General features: G+C 69.4%; 13 protein-coding genes. 10 read left to right on the top strand and 3 right to left on the bottom strand.

The annotated features are described in order from the left end of the window. Nucleotides 1-65: 65 nt before the first annotated feature. Together RISW2_RS15210 and RISW2_RS15205 are read left to right on the top strand one after the other, a co-directional pair. Nucleotides 66-353, top strand: a complete 288-nt coding sequence (locus tag RISW2_RS15210) for an HU family DNA-binding protein (protein ID WP_043772849.1) — start codon at nucleotides 66-68, stop codon at nucleotides 351-353. Between the two features lie 216 nt (nucleotides 354-569). Next, a complete protein-coding gene (locus RISW2_RS15205; RefSeq protein WP_051492072.1) occupies nucleotides 570-2,249 on the top strand; it encodes a BCCT family transporter in 1,680 nt (559 codons plus the stop codon). Here the strand turns inward: RISW2_RS15205 and RISW2_RS15200 are convergent. Further along, nucleotides 2,204-2,929 carry a GNAT family N-acetyltransferase gene (locus RISW2_RS15200; RefSeq protein ID WP_043772847.1) on the bottom strand — a complete coding sequence of 242 codons (726 nt, stop codon included), beginning with the start codon at nucleotides 2,927-2,929 and terminating at the stop codon, nucleotides 2,204-2,206. The genes RISW2_RS15205 and RISW2_RS15200 overlap by 46 nt on opposite strands. 8 nt (nucleotides 2,930-2,937) lie before the next feature. Beyond that, nucleotides 2,938-4,329 (bottom strand): aminotransferase family protein, encoded by a 1,392-nt coding sequence (locus RISW2_RS15195; protein ID WP_043772845.1) that lies wholly within the window; start codon nucleotides 4,327-4,329, stop codon nucleotides 2,938-2,940. Nucleotides 4,330-4,489: 160 nt separating this feature from the next. On the opposite strand from RISW2_RS15195, the gene crcB reads away from it, so the two are divergent. The 8 genes from crcB to RISW2_RS15155 all read left to right on the top strand — a co-directional run bounded on the left by crcB (nucleotide 4,490) and on the right by RISW2_RS15155 (nucleotide 11,992). After that, nucleotides 4,490-4,867 (top strand): fluoride efflux transporter CrcB, encoded by a 378-nt coding sequence (gene crcB, locus RISW2_RS15190; protein ID WP_043772843.1) that lies wholly within the window; start codon nucleotides 4,490-4,492, stop codon nucleotides 4,865-4,867. Continuing rightward, on the top strand, nucleotides 4,864-5,907 hold the full coding sequence (locus tag RISW2_RS15185) for an RluA family pseudouridine synthase (RefSeq protein WP_043772842.1): 1,044 nt from the start codon (nucleotides 4,864-4,866) through the stop codon (nucleotides 5,905-5,907). Before crcB ends, RISW2_RS15185 begins: the two co-directional genes overlap by 4 nt. Further along, nucleotides 5,904-6,581, top strand: coding sequence for an HAD-IA family hydrolase (locus tag RISW2_RS15180; protein ID WP_043772839.1), 678 nt, complete (start codon nucleotides 5,904-5,906; stop codon nucleotides 6,579-6,581). Before RISW2_RS15185 ends, RISW2_RS15180 begins: the two co-directional genes overlap by 4 nt. After that, nucleotides 6,578-7,291 carry an ATP12 family chaperone protein gene (locus RISW2_RS15175; protein WP_043772837.1) on the top strand — a complete coding sequence of 238 codons (714 nt, stop codon included), beginning with the start codon at nucleotides 6,578-6,580 and terminating at the stop codon, nucleotides 7,289-7,291. The genes RISW2_RS15180 and RISW2_RS15175 overlap by 4 nt, the downstream gene beginning before the upstream one ends. 239 nt (nucleotides 7,292-7,530) lie before the next feature. Next, nucleotides 7,531-8,547, top strand: coding sequence for an amino acid ABC transporter substrate-binding protein (locus tag RISW2_RS15170; protein WP_043772835.1), 1,017 nt, complete (start codon nucleotides 7,531-7,533; stop codon nucleotides 8,545-8,547). Nucleotides 8,548-8,684: 137 nt separating this feature from the next. Then, the gene (locus RISW2_RS15165) at nucleotides 8,685-9,899 is read left to right on the top strand and encodes an amino acid ABC transporter permease (protein ID WP_043772833.1); all 1,215 of its coding nucleotides are present in this window, start codon (nucleotides 8,685-8,687) and stop codon (nucleotides 9,897-9,899) included. A 1-nt stretch (nucleotide 9,900) separates the two neighbouring features. Then, entirely contained in the window at nucleotides 9,901-11,193 is a 1,293-nt protein-coding gene (locus tag RISW2_RS15160; protein ID WP_043772831.1) for an amino acid ABC transporter permease, read from the top strand. Between the two features lie 10 nt (nucleotides 11,194-11,203). Continuing rightward, nucleotides 11,204-11,992, top strand: a complete 789-nt coding sequence (locus tag RISW2_RS15155) for an amino acid ABC transporter ATP-binding protein (RefSeq protein WP_051492071.1) — start codon at nucleotides 11,204-11,206, stop codon at nucleotides 11,990-11,992. Between the two features lie 37 nt (nucleotides 11,993-12,029). Here the strand turns inward: RISW2_RS15155 and RISW2_RS15150 are convergent, their stop codons facing one another. Further along, nucleotides 12,030-13,646, bottom strand: coding sequence for an FAD-dependent oxidoreductase (locus tag RISW2_RS15150; RefSeq protein WP_043772829.1), 1,617 nt, complete (start codon nucleotides 13,644-13,646; stop codon nucleotides 12,030-12,032). Nucleotides 13,647-13,803: the final 157 nt, after the last annotated feature.

The following is a 13,803-nucleotide window of genomic DNA, read 5'->3' as shown; positions in this document are numbered from 1 at the left end:
GACTCAATATACGGTTAGATATGCGGGATTGGGCCCTAGTGGCGGGCCGACAAGGAGACCATGAAATGGCGAAGCCGATGACGAAGACGCAGCTCGTGGCTGCACTTGCCGAGGAAATGGGCAGCGACAAGAAGACCGCGGGTGCGGCACTGGACGCGCTGACCGGCATCATCACCAAGGAAGTCGGGGACGGCGGCGCGGTGACCCTGCCGGGCGTCGGCAAGATCTACTGCCGCGAACGTCCGGAGCGCATGGTGCGCAACCCTGCCACGGGCGAGCAGTTCAAGAAGGAAGCCGACAAGCAGGTCAAGATGACCATCGCGAAGGCCCTCAAGGACAGCGTCAACGGCTGATCCGCGACATGACGTCCGTCGCACGGGCCGCCCTCGGGGCGGCCTTTTTCGTGTCGCGGCGGCATTTGCGGCGCCCTGTCATGCGGATCGCGGGAACCACGCGCGGTCTGGCCGGTTGAAGAAGGGCAACTTTTTGCCGATGTCCGCGTGCGCACGCGGTCCGCGGGCTCTCGGCGCCACTCTGTTCTGCCACGCTGTTCCGGAGGACGCGCGATTTTGGAAGACCTAGCCCGCCGTCTTGGCCTCAAAACCGATCCTGTCATCTTCTTTTCCGCCGCCGCGTTCATGATCGTGTTCGCCCTGGCGCTCATCATTGCACCGGGGCCGATCGGCGACGCCTTCGCCGCGGCGCGATCTTGGATCGTCACCAATCTCGGCTGGTTCTTCATCCTCGGCGTGAACGTGTGGCTGGGCTTCCTGATCTGGGTGTCGGCCTCGCGCTACGGGCACATCCGGCTCGGCGGGCGCAACGCGCGGCCCGACTACACGAACCTCTCGTGGTTCACGATGCTCTTTGCCGGCGGCATCGGCACCATCCTGATGTTCTGGGGCGTGGCCGAGCCGATCAGCCATTTCGACCAGCCGCCGCTGCCGGGCATCGAGCCGCATTCGCGGGAGGCGGCGCAGGACGCGATCTCGATCGCGCTCTACCACCTCGCCCTGCACACCTGGACGATCTTTGCCCTTCCGGGCCTCGCCTTCGCCTACTTCATCTACCGCTACCGCTTGCCGGTGCGGGTGAGCTCGGTGTTCTACCCGCTGCTGAAGGAGGGCATCCACGGCCCGATCGGCAAGACCATCGACGTGGTGGCGATCCTCGGCACGCTGTTCGGCGTGGCCGTGTCGCTCGGCCTCGGGTCGAGCCAGGTGGCGGCGGGCCTGAACGAGCTTCTCGGCACCGGCGACGGTCCGGGCGTGCAGATCACCATCATCATCGTCCTGACCGCGGTCGCGGTGTGTTCGATCATCGCGGGCCTCGACAGCGGGGTGAAGCTCCTGTCGAACATCAACATCGGCATGGCCGTGGCGCTGATGGCCTTCGTGCTGGTGGCGGGCTCGACCCTGTTCCTGCTGCGCGGCATCGTCGAGACGGCGGGCATCTACCTGTCCAACCTGCCGCGGCTCGCGTTCTGGAACGACATGCTGGCCGACGTCACGCCCAACACCGACGCGTGGGGCTGGCAGGGCAGCTGGACGGTGTTCTACTGGGCGTGGACCGTGACCTGGTCGCCGTTCATGGGCCTCTTCGTGGCGCGCATCTCGTACGGGCGGACGATCCGCGAGTTCGTGATGGGCGTGCTGCTGGCCCCGTCGCTGTTCACGCTCGTGTGGTTCTCCATCTTCGGCTGGCAGGCGATGGAATTCGACGGCATCGGTGCCGCGGCGCGCGCGCAGATGGGCGATGCGGCGGGCCAGATCAGCTCGGCAGTGGCGGAATCGATCCCGCTGGCGATGTTCGCCTTCCTCGAGAACTTCCCCTTCGCGACCTTCCTGCAGGGTTTCGCGGTGATCATCGTGGCGATCTTCTTCGCCACGTCGTCGGACTCCGCCTCGCTCGTGGTCGACATGCTCTGCACCGGGGAATCCGATGCGGGCCCGGTGCCGCAGCGGCTGTTCTGGGGGATCGCCGAAGGCACGATCGCGGTCCTGCTGATCATGCTGGCGGGGCAGGCGGGCCTGACCGCGCTGCAGCAGGTCATCACGGTCGTGGGTCTGCCGGTGTTCTGCCTCGTGTTCCTGATGATCCCCTCGGTCATCATGGGCCTCATGGCCGAGGACATCGACTACATCACGGTCGGCATGCGGCCGCAGCCCTCGGACCTGCATCCCGAGGACGACGCGACGTCCGTCTACGACAGCCCGCGCTCCAAGCCGGCGCCCGGCGCGGCGGAGTAGGACCCGAGCGGGCGGCGCTGCCGCCCGTCCCCGTCGAAATTGGCCGGGTCGAGCCACGCCGCGAGGCGTGCGCGGCGATCCGGCCATTCGCCGTCGAGGATCGAGAACCACGCGGTATCGCGGTTGCGCCCCTTCACCACGGTCGCCTGCCGGTGGATGCCCTCGAAAGTGAAGCCAAGCCGTTCGGCGGCCCGGCGCGAGGGCGCGTTGAGCGCGTCGCACTTCCACTCGTAGCGGCGGTATCCGAGCTCGTCGAAGGCGCGCGCCATCATCAGGTACATGGCCTCGGTCGACATGACGCTGCGCTGGAGCCGCGGCGACCACGTGATCCAGCCGACCTCGACGCTGGCCGCCTCGGGCGCGATGCGCAGGTAGGAACACGTGCCGACGGGCCGGCCCGCCGCGTCGAGGACGGTGTGGTAGAGCGGGTCCTCGCTCGCCTCCATGGCGACGAGGCGCGCGCGCATCTCCGCCGCGTCTCGCGGCGGCTCGAGCGAGAGGTAGGTCCAGTTGCGCCCGTCCTCCTGCGCGTAGGCCTCATGAAGGGCCTCCGCGTGGTCCGGCGAGACCGGAACCACGCTGCAGGTGCGCCCCCGCATGGGCGTGCGCGGCGGCCGCGGCCGGGGCAGGTCGAGGTCGGCCGGCGGGCCGACCGGCAGCCCGAACGCGTTCTCCACCATGCCGCGGGTCAGCCGAACACGCGGCCGAGCGCGCCGTCGACGGCGGTCACGATCTCGTCGATGTCGTCCTTCGTGGCGATCAGCGCCGGCGAGAAACACAGCGTGTTGTTCCTTCCCGGGATCGAGCGGTTGGTCGCGCCGATGATGACGCCCTGCGCCATGCAGTCGGCGACGACCTTCTTCACCAGCGGCTCGGACACGGGGTCCCTGCTCTCGCGGTCCGAGACAAGCTCGGCGCCGAGGAACAGCCCCTTGCCGCGCACGTCGCCGACCACCTTGTGGCGGTCCATCAGGTCGTGCAGCCGCGCGGTCATGTAGGCGCCCATGCGCTCGGTGTTCCCCAGCAGGTCCTCGTCCTCGATGATGCGCATGTTCTCCATCGCCGCGGCCGGCCCGGCGGTGCAGCCGCCGAAGGTCGAGATGTCGCGGAAATAGTCCATCGGGTCCGTCTCGTCGGTCTTGAACAGGTCGAAAACGGCTTCCGTGGTCACGAGGCAGGCGATCGCGGCGTAGCCCGAGGCGACACCCTTGGCCATGGTCACCATGTCGGGCTCGATCCCGTAATGCTGGTAGCCGAACCAGGTGCCGGTGCGGCCGATGCCGCACACGACCTCGTCGATGTGCAGGAGGATGTCGTACTTGCGGCAGATCTCCTGCACCCGCGGCCAGTAGCCTTCGGGAGGGGCGATCACGCCGCCGCCGGCGGTCACCGGCTCGAGGCAGAGCGCGCCGACGGTGTCGGGGCCCTCGCGCAGGATCACCTTCTCGATCTGGTCGGCGGCCCATTCGCCGTAATTCTCGGACGGCGCGCCCTCCTGCTCGTGGCGGCGGTATTCGAGGCAGTGCGGCACCCGGACGAAGCCGGGCGCGAAGGGGCCGTACTGCGCGTTGCGCTCGTCCTGCCCGCCCGCCGAAAGGCAGCCGATGGTGGTGCCGTGGTAATCGCGGTCGCGGAACAGGATCTTGTGCTTCTGGCCGCCGTAGCGCTTGTGCGCGATCTGGCGGACCATCTTGAATGCCTTCTCGTTCGCCTCGGACCCGGAGTTGCAGTAGTAGACCCGGCTCATGCCCGGCATCTTGCCGATCAGCCGCTCGGCAAAGAGTGCGCCCGGCACGCTGCCCATGGCGCCCGCGAAATAGTTCATCTTGCAGAGCTGGTCGTAGACGGCGCGGGCGATCTCCTCGCGGCCGTAGCCCACGTTCACCGTCCAGACCGCGCCCGAGACGGCGTCGAGATGCTCCTTGCCCGCCTGGTTCCAGACGCGCAGGCCCTTGCCCTCGATGATGATGTTCGGATCCGAGACTTCCCAGGGCTTGTGCTGGCTCAGGTGGTGCCAGACATGGGCCTTGTCGGCGGTGACGATGTGGCTCAGGTCGTTCGCGCTGAGGGTGCCGTCCATCGGTGTCTCCTGTGGTTCTGGGCGCGGGCATCCCGCCGCCGATTCCCGGACCGGGTTTGATCAAATCCTGCCCCATGGCACGGGGTCCCGACAAGGGGCGGTGCACGCGGAGGCCTGCCCGGGCTTGACTCGCGCCCGCCCGGGCGCGAAGGGACGGCGCATGAGCCTCACCCTGATCCAGGTTGCCGCCGGCGGCGCGGTGGGCGCGGTCCTACGCCACCTGACCGGCCTCGCCGCCATGCGCGCGATGGGCCCCGGCTTTCCGTGGGGCACGCTCTGCGTGAACGTCGCGGGATCGTTCCTCATGGGCGCGCTCGTCGTCCTCCTGGCCGAGTACGGCGGCACGCGGCTCGCGCCGCTCCTCATGACCGGGCTCCTCGGCGGGTTCACGACGTTCTCGGCCTTCTCGCTCGACGCGGTCACGCTGTGGGAACGGGGCGACGCGACGCTCGCCGCGACCTATGTCGCGGCCTCGGTCGGCCTGTCTCTGGTGGCGCTTCTTGCCGGGCTCGCCGCGGCGCGGGGGGCCTTCGCATGAGCGGCGTGCAGACGATCACGGTCGGGCCGGGCGACGGCGACCAGCGGCTCGACCGCTGGCTCAAGCGGATGTTCCCGCACCTCGCCCAGGGGCGGATCGAGAAGATGTGCCGCAAGGGCGAGCTGCGGGTCGACGGCGGACGGGTCAAGGGATCGACCCGCCTGCAGGTCGGCCAGCAGGTGCGCATCCCGCCGCTGCCCGAACCGGGCGAGGTGTCCTCGCAGCCGAAGCCCTCGGTCTCGGACGCCGATGCGCGGATGATCCGCGAGGCGGTGCTCTACCGCGACGACCACATCATCGCGCTGAACAAGCCGCCGGGCCTGCCGGTGCAGGGCGGTTCGGGACAGACCCGCCACGTGGACGGGCTGTCCGAGGCGCTGCGCTTCGGCTACGACGAGAACCCCCGGCTGGTGCACCGGCTCGACCGCGACACGTCGGGGGTTCTGCTCATGGCGCGCACGCGGGCGGTGGCCAAGGAGCTGACCGCCGCCTTCCGGGCGCGCGAGACGCGCAAGATCTACTGGGCGGTGGTGGCGGGCGTGCCGCAACCGCGCATGGGCACCGTGCGCTACGGGCTCGTGAAGGCGCCGGGCCACGGCAAGGGCGGCGAGGGCGAGAAGATGCGCTGCCTGCATCCCGACGCGGTTGCCGGCACCGAGGGCGCCAAGCACGCCACGACCGACTATGCCGTCCTGTCCGAACTCGGCCGCCGCGCGTCCTGGGTCGCGCTCGTGCCGGTCACGGGGCGCACGCACCAGCTGCGCGCGCACATGGCGGAACTCGGCCACCCGATCGTCGGCGACGGAAAGTACGGCGGATCGGGGCAGGAGAACCTCGGCGACGGCTGGGGGGCGCAGCTCGGCGGCGAGATCAGCCGCAAGCTGCACCTGCACGCGCGGTCGCTGGCGCTGACCCATCCCGTGAGCGGCGCGCGGCTGCAGATCACCGCGCCGCTGCCGGACCACATGGCGCGGACATGGGACTACGTCGCCTGGAACCCGGCCGACGTGCCCACGGACCCGTTCGCGGAGGACGCATGACCGACCTGCGCCTCGTCATCTTCGACGTCGACGGCACGCTTGTCGACAGCCAGGCCGACATCCTCGCGGCCATGGGCGTGGCCTTCGACGCGGCCGGGCTGGTCGCGCCGGGCCGGGCCGAGGTGCTGGGCATCGTCGGGCTGTCGCTTCCTGAGGCCTTCGCCCGGCTGGTGCCGGCCGCGGACGCCGAGACGCGCGCGCACATGACCGCCGCCTACAAGGGCGCCTATGCGGACCTGCGGCAGCGGCAGAGCGTCGACGCCTCCTCGCCGCTCTATCCCGGCGTGCGGTCCGTTCTCGATGCGCTCGACGCGCAACCGGGCATGCTGCTCGGCATCGCCACGGGCAAGTCGCGGCGCGGGCTGCGGGCGGTGCTCGAGGGGCACGGGCTCGCGGGGCGCTTCGTCACCACGCAGACCGCCGACGACCACCCGTCGAAGCCGCATCCGGCGATGATCGCCGCCGCGCTGGCCGAAACCGGCTGCGACCCGCGCGCGGCCGTCATGGTGGGCGACACCGAATACGACATGGCCATGGCGCGCGCCGCGGGCGTGACCGCCATCGGCGTCGGTTGGGGCTATCACGACCGCGCGCGCCTCGGCGCCGCGCATCACCTGATCGCGGGCATCGACGAGCTTCCGCCCCTTCTCGATCTCGTGTGGGAGGACGCATGAGCGAGTGGGCTCCGAAACGGTTCTGGACCAGGGCCGAGGTCGCCGAGGAACCGCAGGGCTTTGCCGTGCGGCTCGACGGGCGCGGCGTCCGGACCCCGGCCAAGGCGCCGCTGGTCCTGCCCTCGCGGGCCATGGCCGAGGCGGTGGCCGGCGAATGGCAGGCGCAGGGCGAACGGATCGATCCCCTGACCATGCCGGTCACCCGGGGGGCCAACGCGGCCATCGACAAGCTCTCGGTGCAGCACGCCGAGGTCGCCGACATGCTGGCCGAATACGGCGATGCGGACCTCCTGTGCTACCGTGCCGACGCGCCCGCCGAACTCGTGGCGCGGCAGGCGGCGGCATGGGACCCGTTGCTCGACTGGGCGGCCGGACGCTTCGGCGCGCGCCTCGAGCCGCGAACCGGGCTCATGCACGCGCCGCAGGATGCCGACGCGCTGGCACGGCTGCGCGCCGAGGTGCACGCGCTCGACCGGTTCGCGCTCGCGGCGTTCCACGACCTCGTGTCGCTGTCGGGATCGCTGGTGATCGGCCTTGCCGCCGAACAGGGCGCGTTCGCGACCGACGATCTCTGGGTGCGCTCGCGCATCGACGAGACCTGGCAGCAGGAGCTCTGGGGCGAGGACGAGGAAGCCGCGATGGCGGCCGAACACAAGCGCCGCGCCTTCCTCGATGCCGTGCGCTTTCTCGCGCTCGCCCGCGCCTCCTGAAGCGCGCCCGCGGGCTGCACGACCCTGCGGCACTTGCTGAAATGGGCTGCAATGGTGCCCGGCTTTGGCTTGACCTCTGGAAACGATTGCGACCAAACTCGCGGCACTGAAGGGGAGGGAACCCCACTTTGGTATGGCTTCGGCCCCGTTCTGGGGCCGCACGATCCCGGAAAGGGATCCGTCTCTCGGATGAGAACCGTCTCTAGCAAAGAGGCGGCACAAAACAGGAAGAGGTTAAGATGAAAAAATCCGTCATCCTTGGCGCCTTGACCGTTGCCGGTCTCGCCGCCGGAGCGGCAGGTGCAGCGACGCTCGACGACGTCAAGGCGCGCGGCAAGCTGAACTGCGGCGTGACCACGGGCCTCGTCGGCTTTGCAGCTCCGGACGCGAACGGCGAGTGGAACGGGTTCGACGTGGCCGTGTGCCGCGCGGTCGCCGCCGCGGTGCTGAGCGACCCGACCGCCGTCGAATTCGTTCCGACCACCGGCAAGACACGCTTCACCGCCCTCGCCTCGGGCGAGATCGACCTGCTGGCGCGCAACACGACCTGGACGTTCTCGCGCGACGTCGACCTGAAGTTCGAGTTCGTCGGCGTGAACTACTACGACGGCCAGGGCTTCATGGTGCCCAAGGAGCTCAACGTCTCCTCGGCCAAGGAACTCGGCGGCGCGACCGTCTGCATCCAGACCGGCACGACGACCGAGCTGAACCTCGCGGACTACTTCCGCAAGAACAACATGGAATACACGCCGGTCCCGATCGAGACCAACGCCGAGGCGCAGCAGCAGTACCTGGCCGGTGCCTGCGACGTCTACACCACCGATGCCTCCGGCCTCGCGGCGACGCGCGCGGCCTTCGAGAACCCGGGCGACCACGTGGTCCTGCCCGAGATCATCTCGAAGGAGCCGCTCGGCCCGCTCGTGCGCCACGGCGACAACGACTGGGGCGACATCGCGCGCTGGACGCTGAACGCGCTGATCGCCGCAGAGGAATACGGCATCACTTCGGCCAACATCGAGGAACTGTCGGCAGGCACCGACAACCCGGAGATCAACCGGATCCTCGGCACCGAGGGCAATCTCGGCGAGATGCTGGGCCTCGACAACGAATGGGCCAAGCGCGCCATCGCGGCGGGCGGCAATTACGGCGAGATCTTCGCCCGCAACATCGGCGAGTCGACACCGATCGGCCTCTCGCGCGGCCTGAACGCGCAGTGGACCGACGGCGGCCTGCTCTACGCACCGCCGTTCCGCTGACCAAGACTTCGGAGGGCGCGGGTCATCATGGCCCGCGCCCTTCTTCCTGAGGACCAGGACAAGAACCACGCCCGTGGCGCGCCAGGAGGGATCAACCCGCCGGCGACAACGGCCCGGGCGCCAACAGGGATACATCGATGACCACACTCAGCGACCCGCCGGTCGAGTCGTTCCGGCTTTCGATGCTGTTGAACGACACGCGCTACCGCTCGTACACGTTCCAGTTCATCGCACTCCTCTGCGTGCTCGGGCTGTTCGCCTGGCTCGGGGCCAACCTCGCGGCGAACCTGCGGGCCGCGGGCCTGAACATCAGCTACGACTTCCTCGGCGACCCGTCCGGGTACGACATCAACCAGACGATGATCGCCTACACCAGCCAGTCGAGCCACCTGCGGGCCTCGATCGTCGGGCTGCTGAACACGCTTCTCGTGTCGATCCTCGCCTGCATCACCGCGACGATCATCGGCGTGACCGCGGGCGTGCTGCGGCTGTCCAACAACTGGCTCGTGCGGAAGCTGATGGCGGTCTATGTCGAGGCGTTCCGCAACGTGCCGGTGCTGATCTGGATCATCATTATATTCACGGTGATGACTGCCGTGGCGCCGGCGCCGAGCGCCTTCCGGGGCGACGATCCGGACGCCTCCATGCTGTTTGGCATGATCGCCTTCACCAATCGCGGCGTCTACGTGCCGAAGCCGGTCTTCGAGGCCGCGGGCTGGATCGTGCTGGCGGTGTTCCTCGCCTCCGTGGTCGCGGCGATCCTCTACCGCCGCTACGCGCGCAAGCTGCTCTACGACACCGGGCGGCTGCTGCCCACGGGCTGGCCGACGCTTGCCATCCTCGTGCTGCCGGCGCTCCTGCTCTACTTCGTGCTCGGGCGGCCCATCGGGCTCGACGTGCCGACGCTCGGCGGCTTCAACTTCAGCGGCGGGATCAACCTGCTGGGCTCGCTCATCGCGCTGTGGTTCGCGCTGGCCATCTATACCGGGGCCTTCATCGCCGAGAACGTCCGGGCCGGCATCCAGTCGGTCAGCCGCGGCCAGACCGAGGCGGCCGCATCGCTGGGCCTGCGCCCGCGCCGGATCATGAACCTCGTGATCCTGCCGCAGGCGCTGCGGGTGATCGTGCCGCCGCTGATCTCGCACTACCTCAACATCACCAAGAACTCGTCGCTCGCCATCGCCGTCGGCTACATGGACCTCACGGGCACGCTGGGCGGCATCACGCTGAACCAGACCGGCCGCGCGATCGAGACGATCCTCCTGCTGATGCTGTTCTACCTCGCGATCAGCCTGACGATCTCGGCGGTGATGAACGTCTACAACAATGCCGTGCGGCTGAAGGAGCGCTGAGATGAGCGACACGCACGCCCAATCGGTCGGCTGGGTCCGAGACTCCCTGATCGATCAGCAGCCGCCGCCCGACGCCGAACGCGGCATCGTCCGGTGGATGCGCGCCAACCTGTTCTCGACGATCCCGAACGCCCTCCTGACGCTCGTCGCGCTCTGGTGCCTCTACGAGCTCCTGTCGGGGGTGGTGCCGTGGTTCGCCAACGGCATCTGGAACGCGCCGTCGCTGTCCGCCTGCCGCGAGATGCTGCAGGGCGCCACCGGCGGCTGCTTCGCGGTGCTGGCGGAGCGGTGGAACCAGCTGCTGTTCGGTTTCCAGTACCCGTCCGAGATCTACTGGCGCCCGGCGCTCGCCTTCGCGCTCCTCTTCGTCGCGATCGCGCCGGTGCTGTTCCGCAAGACGTTCCCGGCGCAGATGCTCGTCTTCACCGCGATCTACCCGTTCCTCGCCTACTGGCTGATCTGGGGCGGCTCGCTGCTGGTGCCGGTCACCGCGGCGCTGGGCTTCGTGCTGGGCTACCTCGTCTACGCGCGGTTCGTCGCGCAGAGCTTCGCGCTCGGCTTCTTCGGGGCCATCGCGGCGGCGCTGCTCTTCTGGTGGCTGACGGGGTTCCTCGACTTCGACGGGATCCTGGCGCTGCAATCGGTGGACAGCCGGAACATGGGCGGCTTCATGCTGAACCTGATCCTCGGCACGGTCTGCGTGGCGCTGTCGATCCCCTTCGGCATCGCGCTGGCGCTCGGGCGCCAGTCGCGCATGCCGATCATCAAGTGGATCTGCGTCGCGTTCATCGAGTTCGTGCGCGGCGTGCCCCTCATCACGCTCCTCTTCGTGGCGAACGTGGTGCTGGCCTACTTCCTGCCGCCGGGGACGAATTTCGACCTGATCCTGCGGGTGATCATCATGATCACCATGTTCGCCTCGGCCTACATCGCCGAGGTGATCCGCGGCGGTCTCGCGGCGCTGCCGCGCGGGCAGTACGAGGCGGCGGACTCGCTCGGGCTCGACTACGCCCAGGCGATGCGGCTCATCATCCTGCCGCAGGCGCTGAAGATCTCGATCCCCGGGATCGTCAACGTGGCGGTCGGCCTCTTCAAGGACACCACGCTCGTCTCGATCATCTCGATGTTCGACCTCGTCGGCATGATCCGCGGGCCGATCCTCGCCTCGACCGAGTGGAACGGGGTCTACTGGGAACTGCTGGGCTTCGCGGCGCTGCTGTTCTTCGTCACCTGCTACGGCATTTCGCAATACTCGCAGTGGCTCGAGCGCCAGCTCGCCACCGACCGTCGATAGGAGAGAGCCCATGACCGACGCCGCCACCCACGCCCCCGACGCCCCGCAGATGAAGGTGTCGAACGAGGTCGCCATCTCGATCCAGAAGATGAACAAGTGGTACGGCACGTTCCACGTGCTGCGCGACATCGACCTGACCGTGCACCGCGGCGAGCGCATCGTCATCGCCGGCCCCTCGGGGTCGGGCAAGTCGACGCTCATCCGCTGCATCAACGCCCTGGAGGAACACCAGCGCGGGCGGATCGAGGTGGACGGCACGGTGCTGTCCTCGGACATCAAGAACATCGACACGATCCGGTCCGAGGTCGGGATGGTGTTCCAGCACTTCAACCTCTTTCCGCACCTCACCATCCTCGAGAACTGCACGCTGGCGCCGATCTGGGTGCGCAAGGTGCCGAAGCACGAGGCGGACAAGACCGCGATGCACTTCCTCGAGAAGGTGAAGATCCCCGAACAGGCGGACAAGTATCCCGGCCAGCTCTCGGGCGGACAGCAGCAGCGGGTGGCGATCGCGCGGTCGCTCTGCATGAAGCCGCGGATCATGCTCTTCGACGAGCCGACCTCGGCGCTCGATCCCGAGATGATCAAGGAGGTGCTCGACACCATGGTCGAGCTCGCCGAGGAGGGCATGACGATGATCTGCGTCACCCACGAGATGGGCTTCGCCCGCCAGGTGGCGAACCGGGTGATCTTCATGGACCAGGGCCAGATCGTCGAGCAGAACGAGCCCGAGGCGTTCTTCAACAACCCGCAGAACCCGCGGACCCAGCTCTTCCTGAGCCAGATCCTCGGGCACTGACGCCCGCTCGCGGGCGCGCCGGCGACCCCGGCGCGCCTCAGCCGTGCACGTGGCTCCAGACCGCGGAGATCGCGACCGATCCCTCGCCGACCGCGCTCGCCACGCGCTTGACCGACCCCGCCCGCACGTCGCCCGCGGCGAAGATGCCGGGATGCGACGTGGCATAGGGCTGGGAGGCGCCCGCCTCCGCCCCGGTCAGGACGAAGCCCTTGTCGTCGAGCGCCACGCAGTCCCGCAGCCATGCGGTATTGGGCGCCGCTCCCGCCATCACGAAGAGACCGCCGGTCGCGAGCCGCCAGTCCTGCCCGGCATTGCGGTCGTGCACCGTGATGGCGGTCAGGCTCTCCGCGCCGTGCAGCGCGGTCACCTCTGTGCGCAGGTGGATCGTGATGCGCGGATGCGCCCGGAGCCGCGACAGGAGGTAGTCGGACATGGACGCGGCCAGCGTCCCGCCGCGCACGAGGACATGGACGTGGCGGGCGCTCCGGGCGAGGTGCATGGCCGCCTGCCCGGCGGAATTGCCGCCGCCGATCACCGCCACGTCGCGGTCCCGGCAGAACCGCGCCTCGATCTCGGTCGCGGCATAGTAGACGCCCGCGCCCTCGAAATGCTCGAGCCGCTCCAGCGCCATGCGCCGGTACTGCACGCCCGTGGCCACCACCACCGCGCGCGCCTCGACCGAGCGGCCGTTGTCGAGCGTCGCGCGGAACGCGCCGTCCGGCAGGTCCGCGAGCGACACGACGCGGCGGGGCATGGCGAAGCGGGTGCCGAACTTCATCGCCTGCACCTCGCCCCGCGCCACCAGGTCGGCCCCGGCGATGCCGGTCGGGAACCCCATGTAGTTCTCGATCCGGCTCGACGTGCCCGCTTGCCCGCCGATGGCGATCTCCTCGATCACGAGCGCCGACAGTCCCTCCGCGCCCGCGTAGACCGCGGCGGCGGTGCCCGCGGGACCCGCGCCCACGATCAGCACGTCGAACCGCCCCGCGTCGGCGATCGGCAGGTCGAGCCCCAGCGCCTCGGCCAGCGCCTGCGGCGTCGGATCGCGCATCGCGACGCCGCGCCCGAGGATCACCAGCGCCGCGTCCTCGGGCATGGCGCAGTCGCGCGCGAGGGCCCGCGCCTCGTCCGAGCCGAGATCGAGCTCGCGCACGGGCAGCCGGTTCCGCGCGGCGAAGGTCGCGATGGCCCGCAGGTTGCGCGAGGTCTCGAGCCCGACGAGGATGAGCCCCCCCTCCTTGCTCTCGACGATGCGGCGGCGGCGCGCGGCGAGCACCGTCACCACGATGTCCGACATCTCGGGCATTTCCGACATGAGCCGCAGCATGGTGGCGCGCGGCACCGACAGCATCGTCGTGTCCGTCACCGCGCGCGCGCCGAGCAGCGCCTTGCCGCCCTGCAGGAAGCCCAGCTCGCCGAAGAACTGCGTGGGCCCGAGCGTGGCGCCGCCATAGCGCGAGCCGGTCGCGGGATCGACCGCCTCGAGTTCGCCCGCGAGGATGTAGAGGAACCGGTCCATGGGCGCGCCCGGCTCCTGCACCGTCGCGCCCGCCGGGACCTCGACCCGCGTGCCGTGCCGCTCGAGCGCGCGCACGTGGTCGGGCTCGAGCGGCGTGCGCACGAGGGTGGCGAGATCGGCGGCGAAACTTTCCATGTGCAGGGCTCCGGCAGGCGGGCCCGGCGCCCGCGCGGCGAAGCATAGCACGCCGCCGCGCGGCGTCACCGCGCCCGCGGGCACCGGCCGCTCCCCGGGCCGCGATGGCCTCGGCTCCGCCCTTCTTCTTGGCGGAAATATCCCGGGGAGCGCGAGG

Origin of the sequence: Roseivivax isoporae LMG 25204, assembly GCF_000521865.1 — a bacterium.
GTDB lineage: Bacteria > Pseudomonadota > Alphaproteobacteria > Rhodobacterales > Rhodobacteraceae > Roseivivax > Roseivivax isoporae.
Note: the sequence above shows the minus strand (reverse complement) of the source record. Positions and strands in the feature narration are given on the sequence as shown.

Excerpts from the sequence above, each read along its gene's own strand:
- RISW2_RS15185 (WP_043772842.1), top strand. The coding sequence starts at position 4,864 with ATGAGCGGCGTGCAGACGATCACGGTCGGGCCGGGCGACGGCGACCAG.
- RISW2_RS15195 (WP_043772845.1), bottom strand. The coding sequence starts at position 4,329 with ATGGACGGCACCCTCAGCGCGAACGACCTGAGCCACATCGTCACCGCC.
- RISW2_RS15165 (WP_043772833.1), top strand. The coding sequence starts at position 8,685 with ATGACCACACTCAGCGACCCGCCGGTCGAGTCGTTCCGGCTTTCGATG.
- RISW2_RS15180 (WP_043772839.1), top strand. The coding sequence starts at position 5,904 with ATGACCGACCTGCGCCTCGTCATCTTCGACGTCGACGGCACGCTTGTC.
- RISW2_RS15175 (WP_043772837.1), top strand. The coding sequence starts at position 6,578 with ATGAGCGAGTGGGCTCCGAAACGGTTCTGGACCAGGGCCGAGGTCGCC.
- RISW2_RS15210 (WP_043772849.1), top strand. The coding sequence starts at position 66 with ATGGCGAAGCCGATGACGAAGACGCAGCTCGTGGCTGCACTTGCCGAG.
- RISW2_RS15200 (WP_043772847.1), bottom strand. The coding sequence starts at position 2,929 with ATGGTGGAGAACGCGTTCGGGCTGCCGGTCGGCCCGCCGGCCGACCTC.
- RISW2_RS15150 (WP_043772829.1), bottom strand. The coding sequence starts at position 13,646 with ATGGAAAGTTTCGCCGCCGATCTCGCCACCCTCGTGCGCACGCCGCTC.
- RISW2_RS15170 (WP_043772835.1), top strand. The coding sequence starts at position 7,531 with ATGAAAAAATCCGTCATCCTTGGCGCCTTGACCGTTGCCGGTCTCGCC.
- crcB (WP_043772843.1), top strand. The coding sequence starts at position 4,490 with ATGAGCCTCACCCTGATCCAGGTTGCCGCCGGCGGCGCGGTGGGCGCG.
- RISW2_RS15155 (WP_051492071.1), top strand. The coding sequence starts at position 11,204 with ATGACCGACGCCGCCACCCACGCCCCCGACGCCCCGCAGATGAAGGTG.
- RISW2_RS15160 (WP_043772831.1), top strand. The coding sequence starts at position 9,901 with ATGAGCGACACGCACGCCCAATCGGTCGGCTGGGTCCGAGACTCCCTG.